Annotated in this window: 8 protein-coding genes; all 8 read right to left on the bottom strand. The window is 48.2% G+C overall.

The features are described 5' to 3' along the window. Positions 1 to 199: 199 nt before the first annotated feature. The gene (locus tag ACCW71_RS20445) at positions 200 to 1,078 is read right to left on the bottom strand and encodes a hypothetical protein (protein WP_436374472.1); all 879 of its coding nucleotides are present in this window, start codon (positions 1,076 to 1,078) and stop codon (positions 200 to 202) included. Between the two features lie 85 nt (positions 1,079 to 1,163). Next, positions 1,164 to 1,628: a fimbrial protein gene (locus ACCW71_RS20440; protein ID WP_436374471.1), complete on the bottom strand. Its 465-nt coding sequence runs from the start codon at positions 1,626 to 1,628 to the stop codon at positions 1,164 to 1,166. A 40-nt stretch (positions 1,629 to 1,668) separates the two neighbouring features. Continuing rightward, complete coding sequence (locus ACCW71_RS20435) at positions 1,669 to 2,184, bottom strand: fimbrial protein (RefSeq protein WP_436374469.1); 516 nt, start codon at positions 2,182 to 2,184, stop codon at positions 1,669 to 1,671. Then, complete coding sequence (locus ACCW71_RS20430) at positions 2,175 to 4,646, bottom strand: fimbria/pilus outer membrane usher protein (RefSeq protein WP_436374467.1); 2,472 nt, start codon at positions 4,644 to 4,646, stop codon at positions 2,175 to 2,177. The genes ACCW71_RS20435 and ACCW71_RS20430 overlap by 10 nt, the downstream gene beginning before the upstream one ends. 42 nt (positions 4,647 to 4,688) lie before the next feature. Further along, positions 4,689 to 5,369 (bottom strand): fimbrial biogenesis chaperone, encoded by a 681-nt coding sequence (locus ACCW71_RS20425; protein WP_436374465.1) that lies wholly within the window; start codon positions 5,367 to 5,369, stop codon positions 4,689 to 4,691. Positions 5,370 to 5,409: 40 nt separating this feature from the next. Continuing rightward, a complete protein-coding gene (locus tag ACCW71_RS20420) occupies positions 5,410 to 5,967 on the bottom strand; it encodes a fimbrial protein (protein WP_436374463.1) in 558 nt (185 codons plus the stop codon). A gap of 471 nt (positions 5,968 to 6,438) precedes the next feature. Beyond that, positions 6,439 to 6,909, bottom strand: coding sequence for a hypothetical protein (locus ACCW71_RS20415; RefSeq protein WP_436374462.1), 471 nt, complete (start codon positions 6,907 to 6,909; stop codon positions 6,439 to 6,441). Beyond that, complete coding sequence (locus ACCW71_RS20410) at positions 6,902 to 7,936, bottom strand: winged helix-turn-helix domain-containing protein (protein ID WP_436374461.1); 1,035 nt, start codon at positions 7,934 to 7,936, stop codon at positions 6,902 to 6,904. The genes ACCW71_RS20415 and ACCW71_RS20410 overlap by 8 nt, the downstream gene beginning before the upstream one ends. Positions 7,937 to 8,066 lie beyond the last annotated feature (130 nt).

Raw genomic sequence — 8,066 nt, 5'->3', positions numbered from 1 at the left:
CAGAGCCTGGCAGAGCGTGGAGGAGCAGACCGGACTCTTCGCGGGCAAAGGCGGCTTTGACGTCAGCGTGGGCGAACATACGCAGCTGGACGGGGCGGTCATCGGCTCGACCGTGACGGCGGACAGGAACCGGCTGTAGACCGGCACGCTGAGCTGGCGCGACATCGAAACCCCTCATCTGCCCACAACCCTCAGAGACTTATTTATAGTCAAAGGTCAGCGTATAGTCCGCGCTGAAGCTGCCGACCGGTGTCACAGATGTCGCCAGCCGCGGGTAAAAGGCCAGCCTGTAGCTATTGATGCCTTGCTGAAACTGCCGGGTGCTGGTCTGATTCAGCACGATCGGCAAGCCATTCTGATACACCTGCATATTCAGACCGGCTAAAGAGGTTTTTGATAAGCCTTGTGAAGCCGTTACCACCTGCTGGCTGGGGCTAAGCAGAACATCAACATTGGTCTGCGCAGGACAATTAACCGTAAGTGCAACCTCACGGTTTGGGTTAGTTGCAAGACGATTATCGAGATCTTTAAAATTCACCAATAAATTTGTGTTACTGACCATGCAAGGCTTAGCGGCTATCGTGTAGGTATAATAAAAAGAGGTAATCTGTTCAGACTGCCCTGTCAATACTCTGGGTGTCTGATATAAATTTATTTTTCCCAGGAAAATGCCGGTGCCATTAATATTGGTTAAAACCCGATAACTCAGTGAAAAAGAGATCATGCTGCCAGCATTGAGTCTGAAGTTACAGGCGAAGTTATCGGGCCCCAGGCAGAGGTTAGTAGCGGTATTGGCCTTATAACCGCTTAATTGCGTATTGTTGTACGCCATAGGAATTAAAACTCCTTGCCTGGCGTTACCTGCTACAGCTTCGACAGTGTAAGAAAGCGAGGCGCCATACAAAAAGGTTCTGTTTACATTACAGGTAAAGTAGTTAAGGGGCCCATCTTTGTAGGCGTTAAAATTATTGGTAACACCCTCCTGGATAACACCTAAATTTACAACCTGATTTTGGGGGTTGCACACCAGGTCGGCGGCTTGACAGTGATAAACCGAGAATGAAAAAATAAAAATCATTAATGCTCTTAAAATGAACAAGTGGCACCTCTGAGCAATATTGCTGGCAGGTAAATGAAGTTATATTCAAATAGTGAATGAGTATTCAGCGATATTCCACGCTGAGCAGGGCGGAAGCGGCATAGTTGCCTGCCGCTGCTTTGTTTTCATCTGTTATAATCGGCCGTGCTGTTACCAGAAACAGGCCTTCATTCAATATCGTATGGTTAATGACTTCACCGGGCCTGTTTAATTGCGCAAGCCCCCCCGTAAGATTAAGACCATATTTTAATTCCAGTCCGATGCCAGTCAGGCTGGTAGCAATCACCCCATTCTGCTTTGTGTCATCAGCGCGCAGCACAAAACTGACACTGGTCAGCTCATGACAGATAACCTTTATCTGGGTCGCTGCCGGTTTATTATCACCTTTATAGAGCCGGGCAAGAGTGACATCAGGCAGCGCAATCACATTATCGGGCGGCAGTTCAACGCCACAGGCTGGGGCCAGTAACTTGCCGCTGACATTCACATCTATAGCTAATGCGCTATTGCAAAGCGCAATATAAAGCACACTCAATATCATGCATTTCATAACAAGCCTTACAGGGCAATTAGTCGTAGCTTAATTCGACGGTGAAGCTGGCGCTGAACGTGCTTACCCCGAGTTCAGCCAGCTTTTTTAATTTTGGCGTCATTGAGAGATCAACCTGACCCGAAAGGTCGGTAAACTTTTTATTCCCGGTGAGGCTGACCAGTTGCTGCTGGCCACCCGCCAGCGCCTGCGCGCCGCTCCACCATAGTTCAATCCCTAAGTTTTGATAGCTGGTTACCGCCGTGGTTGTCGAACCATTGGCCAGGGTGGTTCCGCTGCCAGGCCTGACAGTAACCTGGACAGCGGACTGTGGCGGACAGGTCAGCACCAGTGGGATGCGCCCCGTTGCAGTCTCATATTTGTCATAGGTCACACTCCCCATATTGACATCGATCGTCTTGCTGTCTGTATACGTACAGGGTGGCTTGACCAGATTTCCCGTCACGCTGATATTGACCGTATCTTTGGCATATAACGCATGAAGACTCATCAAAAAATAGATACAGAGCATGCGCGAGATAAAAACTAATGACATATTTTATTTACCTTAATGACGCCTGACTTAGCTGAGCGGTAATCGCGTTCAGATATTTCACCGGAACACCATCGCTCTCCATTCACCTTAATCTCAAATCGCGCATTTTCCGGCACGCCGGTTAAATAGGCGCTGCCATTCCCGGCTACCAGTGCTGATGAAATCGCCTGATTTTTCTCTGAATGAATAACCACTTCTGCGGCAAAGGGAGCAAATTCACCGTTGTCGTTCACAGCATGCAGAATAATTTTCTTTCCCTTCTTACCGGAAAAATCGATCATGCTGAATGCGCCGCGCGTAGGCGTCACTTCGCCGACCAGTTTTTCAATTTCCACATCATCATCCAGCGTCTCGGTTCTGACCGAGACCCGGTTTTTGGTATAGGGCGCTGCGCTGGTTAACAGGGCATAGCCTTGCCGGTTGGTACGACTCCTGGACTGAAAATCGAACCCCACGTTTTCTATCTCATTCGTCCTGGCGATGATGTTGGTGTCACCCAGTGGGGGAGACGTAATCAGGGAGCCATCGTAAAACGTTAAGGCACCTTCGCCGCTGACATCGAGTTGATTACGGGCATTGCTGTGCGAGAGGTTGCTTCGCACATTACCTTTTGCCCCGCTGTACTGGGCCGAAATGCCCAGAGACTGAGTCTGCCCATAGTCGCCCTGAGTAGTTGCCGCAGTGGTGCTGTAATTTAATGCCGGTACGCTGCTTGAGGTGTCAGACAGCGTCAGCGTGTTGGTCAGGTTTCGTGCCCCATACCCTGAAGTGGCATAGAGGCGCGGCGCGTTCTGTGTCGCATAGAGTGGCATACTGAACGAAACAGAAAGCGCCGACGATCTCTTCTCCTGTGAATGATTCAGGGTGCCCGACAGCGTCACGCTCGCCCGACCCAGATTAAAACTATACCCAGCCTGAAGCGTCTGACGTGGCGACTGCGATTTCCAGAAATTATCTTTGTTATAATTCAAATAGAGACTGGCGTTATCGGTTAATCTCTGCGAAATCGTGGCTGTCACACTATTTTTCAGCCCTGAGGTTGAGAGCAGAGCGTCACTCTTCGCAGTCGCTGAATTATCAGCGTCAAACAGGTCGCTGAATTTTTTAAAGCCGCTGGTGTTATAGCGGTAGCCAGCCAGCGTGAAATTCGTGCCGGTGCCGCTGAAATCCTTGGCATAGCGCAAGCGAAACGCATTGCCACTCTGTGGCTTCGCGTTTGCATATTTCAACCGCGAAGTTGTCGAGTCTGCGGATATCGCACCATATCCCGCCAGATTGCGTGAAAAGCCCAGGGCATAAGATTGATAGTCACTGTTCAGTAACGTACCGCCGTAAAGCGTCGTATTACCGGAAAAACCATAGCGCGCGGTGCCCGTCACAAAGTAAGGCGTGGTGCCGCTCTTTACAGGATAAAGCGAGCGATATTCTCCGGCATTGAGTTCATAAAAGAACTGTCCGCCGCGCACCATCACCGGCAGCGCAGAGGCGGGCTGACGATAATACTGTTTTTCGCCCGCCTCATTTTCGATGGTAATGAGCAGGTCATCACCGCCATTTACCGAAGGCACGTTATTGATGTTAAAGGGGCCTGAAGGGACCCAGCGCTCAAAGATTTTGTAGCCATTCTGCGCAACCGAAACCTTTGAACGACCATTGGCGATGCCGCGCAGCGTGGGGGCAAAACCCTGCGATTCGATGGGCAGCATGCTTATATCTGAAGCCAGCGACACACCGCGATAATTGACGCCATCAATGATTTCGCCATTCGAATAGAGATCGCCCAGACTCAGGTTAGCATCAAGAGAGGGGATCGGACGCTGAAGGTAATTCTGCGGCGTCGTAATCTTCGTCCTGGCTGATCCGCCATGCTGAACAGAGGTCAGATTCCTGAATCGCCAGGCACCATAATTGAAACCATTATTCAGCGAGGCAAACGTCATCGTCTGGTTTTTAGCGGCGCGATTGCCCGCAGACCAGACCTGAGAGCTGCTGAGGCTGTAGTTAGAAAACAGCACTGTTTCGCCATTATCCCAGCCCGCTTTGATCCTTTCCCGATTACTGTCGTCCAGAAAAGCCTGCGGTATCGTGATCAACAATCTCTGTTTAGCAAAGTCATAAACGAAGTCTGATCCTGTCAGGCGCTGCCTAAACGCCACACACTGCGCCGTGCCCTGTAAGGCTGCAAGTGCGCTCTTTTTAAGGCCCGCTTTCTCAAAAAATTCGCTGCTCAGGCAGGGCGCAATTTTACCCGCCTCTTTGTCATAGATGAAATTGACTGTCTGCTTCGAATAGATAACGTCATTAATATAAATATCTACCCAATATTCCCCTGCTGGCTGCGATCGGGTGATGTTCTCAACCTGTTGCTTCAGCGTGTTAAGATCACCCGCGCTGCCGCTCACCTCCAGAAAAGAGGTATTAAAGCTCTCCTCAGCCAGAGCAGAATGCAGAGCAGAAAGCATAAGAAATGACAAACAGGCTAATTTATTCATAGGAATAACTTTTTATTCTTTCTTTATTTTCTTCTTCACAACACCGCCATAATCATTGATATATTCAATTTCGATGTCGCTTATCCCTTTTTTTGGCGCGGTAACAGCAAGCTCGCCTTTTGCCGGTAAACCACTTTGCGTTTCCACACTCTGGGTACCGTTAAATGTCACTTTGGTTAAGGCGATATTAAAGGGCGTCGGATTCAGTAACGTGACCTTGTCTCCGGCAGCACGCCAGCTGACTTTCGCCACCTCATCCTCCAGCTTCATCGCTTTCATAAACGCCGGTCGGTAAAAAAGCTTGATGGTGGTTTTCAGGGCAATCTGTAGCGTATTCCCGGCTTTGTCCTTATCGGGCGCAGGTGGAATCGCTTTGACGTTGATTCTGAACAGGCTCTCTCTGTCAGCGGGTAAAGATGACGAGGTGTCCACAATGCGTAACAGGTTTTCTTCACCCGCGCCCATTCGAAACAGGGGCGGCGTTAACAAAAACTGGTCAGTGGCTTTATCGCTGTTGGCCGGGTCACTGACCCAGGATTGCACAAGAAACGGGGTCTCTTTGCTACTGTTCCTGACAAACAGGGTCACATCTTTACTGCCCTCATTGAAGACCACCCGCGTGACGCCCAGGCTGATATTTGCCTGAGCGGTACCGGCAATGATGAAAATAATAAAACCAATAATAAATCTCACTTCTGCCTCCCGATTAAGGGGCTTTGCAGCCCCCGTTTAATTATTGGTAATCGACGTTAACGGCCGCTTCTGCATAGACATCGCCCGGCTCAATGCCAGGTATGGCATCACTGCCTTCTACCTGGGTATCGGCAATCGTTCTGACCAGCGCTGCCTGGAAACTAAACGAGTTTTCACCATCGCGCATTGCATTACTGAACGTATTATTACGGAGTAAAGTTTTATCCTGATTTGCCAGAGCAATGGCTACACCCTTAGCACGGTTAGCGCCGGTTAAACCGATATAATCGCCATCCGGCTGAGCAGCCTGAAAAGATATTTGAACATTGCTTTTGGTTGCCGTTCTGCAATCCGTCAACGTCAGCGTAAATGGCTTCCAGCTTTTAGGGTTAATATCCCCCACCTGTGGACCAAAATCAGCGGAACGAACGTCGGGCATATCAACCTCAAGTCGGCCATTGGTTCCCACGCTGACAATACAGGCGGCGTCATTAACCTTTCCCTTGAAAACGAGGGTATTATCTTCGGCATGAGCACCGTTGATTACTGTTGAAAACAGTAAACCTGCCAGGCACACACTAAACATATTTTTTTTCATGAGTTATTCCTATTTTATTTGTCGCTTGCGCTTATTGCACACTATTCAAGGGCTGCTTTAATCGGCCCGAAGAGAGAGCGTTAATGCGCGTTTTGCAGGTATTTTTTGTTGATGGGAATAAAACAGGAATGAACGCTGCTTTACCTCCCGCTGAACCAACTTAACTATCAGGCAAATGTGGATTTCAGTGAGTTTTACCGTCTGGTTAAGTTGAGATGAAATTTAACGGCAGCGTTCGGAAAAGTCTTGTTTATTAAAATTAAGTTGCTTTAAATTTTAAATCAGCATGAGTGTGAGTCAGCGTTGAAGACGGGAGGAGGGCAGCGGTGTGTCTGAGTAATAGCTTGATTTTTAGGTTTTTTTATTTTAGTAAAGAGAAATAAATGCACGTCTGGTGATAAGTGGAGTACTGCCATGTTGGGGATAAATTGCGTTATTTATCCCCGGCATGGCAGAGACCAGCATAAAGAGTCAGTGCCTTTGGGTACAGATGTAATAAGGAACAAATTCGCCAGAAAGCATAATCGAGTTGACGTTCACCCGGGTGATAAACAGTTCAACTTTGTTATTTTGCTGGCGATAGAACGCCGGGAACCATTGATTTAACCGCTCAGGGGAGATGTTTTCATCGATAGAGGGGCTAATTTCGGTAGAAACCCAGCTGTAACGAGGCCCGGTATGATCACTTTTAAAGGTTATGGTCCGGTTTATGCTTTCCCGCTGACCGTTTTCATTAGCGACAAAGCCGTTCAGGGAAAGCGTACCGTTCTCTCCCGCAATATATAACTTGGTTGAAAGACGCATAATGCCTGTATCACGGTGAAAGTTGACATTGCCGGAGCAGGAAATACCCGTCGCTAAACCGTATCGGTACCACAGCGTAAAGATAACGAATAGCAGCGCTCCACCTGTTACCGCAGCGAAGATTATTTTCTTAATCATAGTTGTAGCCATTATTTTTATAGATAAAGTAGTTTGAGTAGCAGATGTCATCTGACAGCAGTGAGATTTTCTCACGACAATTGATGGAAGATATTTTATTGGTATAGGGATAGCTCGTCAGATAGAGAATTCGCGGCGTCTTACAGAACGCCTCAAGGTATCCCACCATTTTTAAATTCTGGAATTTGTAAGCCCGGTTATTTTGATAAACCTCACACTGCCCCAGCTTTCCCGAATAGACATAATCCCCCGGCGATACAGAGCGGTAGGTGATAAAGGCGCATATGATGATGAGCAGAAGACTGAAGCACATGACCAGCCTTGACCAGCGGAATTTTTTTACCGGGCGCTGCGGATGAATAAAGTCAGGCTGTCTGCCTGCCGCCTTTATTGCAGCAGAATAGCGAACTCTGGTGGCATCGGGTTTTACCCGTGCGGGTTCAGCAGGGAGCGCATCATCCGCCTTTTGTTCCAGCGCCCTCTCTGAGGATTGGCTGGTGACAGGGGGCGGGCCATGCTCTTCAGGTGTCTCCTCAGCCCCTGAAACAGAAGTCTGAGCCTCGGCTTCCTCTGTGCTTCCGTCATGCAACGCCTCTCTGTATGAAGAAGAGTCGCTCTCATCATGCATCAGCTCATGCTCTTCAGCTTTCAGGCCCTCATCCTCATCAGGGGTATCCATATTGATATAGGTCAGCGCCACAGTGACCTGAAGATTAAAGATAAACCCGCGTCTGTGAATCGTCTCAATGATCCCACTTTCAAAATCGCCCGCCTGATTGAGCATTTTTCTCAGGTAGAAAATGGTGTTATGCAACACGTTAAGGGATGCCGTCATACCAAAGCGCTCCCAGCCAAACTTATAGAGTTCGTCATGCGTCACCAGTTTGCCGTGATTTTCCAGCAGTAACAGCAGACAAAAAGCGGCAGAAGCCCTTAATTTGACTTTTGAACCATTGTCCAGCCTGATTAAACATTTTTCAGAAAGAATAAATTTGACGTTATCGCCAATTAAGTAAATGCGTTTCATTTTTATTAAAGCCCTGGCAGATGATTGATGCAACACTCGCTAGCGGAATATCTTATTTATTTTTATCTCGGTCCGGGACCGGTTAAGAAAATTCTTAATCATTATATATAATCCATAAATTGGATAAATG

The sequence above is a fragment of the Pantoea sp. C2G6 genome (assembly GCF_051336815.1).
Taxonomy (GTDB): domain Bacteria; phylum Pseudomonadota; class Gammaproteobacteria; order Enterobacterales; family Enterobacteriaceae; genus Pantoea.
The sequence above is the reverse complement of the archived record's forward strand: the minus strand, read 5'-3'. Positions and strand labels throughout refer to the sequence as shown.

Bases quoted from the DNA above. Each gene is read 5' to 3' on its own strand.
- ACCW71_RS20445 (WP_436374472.1), bottom strand. From the start codon at position 1,078: ATGATTTTTATTTTTTCATTCTCGGTTTATCACTGTCAAGCCGCCGAC.
- ACCW71_RS20435 (WP_436374469.1), bottom strand. From the start codon at position 2,184: ATGTCATTAGTTTTTATCTCGCGCATGCTCTGTATCTATTTTTTGATG.
- ACCW71_RS20430 (WP_436374467.1), bottom strand. From the start codon at position 4,646: ATGCTTTCTGCTCTGCATTCTGCTCTGGCTGAGGAGAGCTTTAATACC.
- ACCW71_RS20420 (WP_436374463.1), bottom strand. From the start codon at position 5,967: ATGAAAAAAAATATGTTTAGTGTGTGCCTGGCAGGTTTACTGTTTTCA.
- ACCW71_RS20415 (WP_436374462.1), bottom strand. From the start codon at position 6,909: ATGATTAAGAAAATAATCTTCGCTGCGGTAACAGGTGGAGCGCTGCTA.
- ACCW71_RS20410 (WP_436374461.1), bottom strand. From the start codon at position 7,936: ATGAAACGCATTTACTTAATTGGCGATAACGTCAAATTTATTCTTTCT.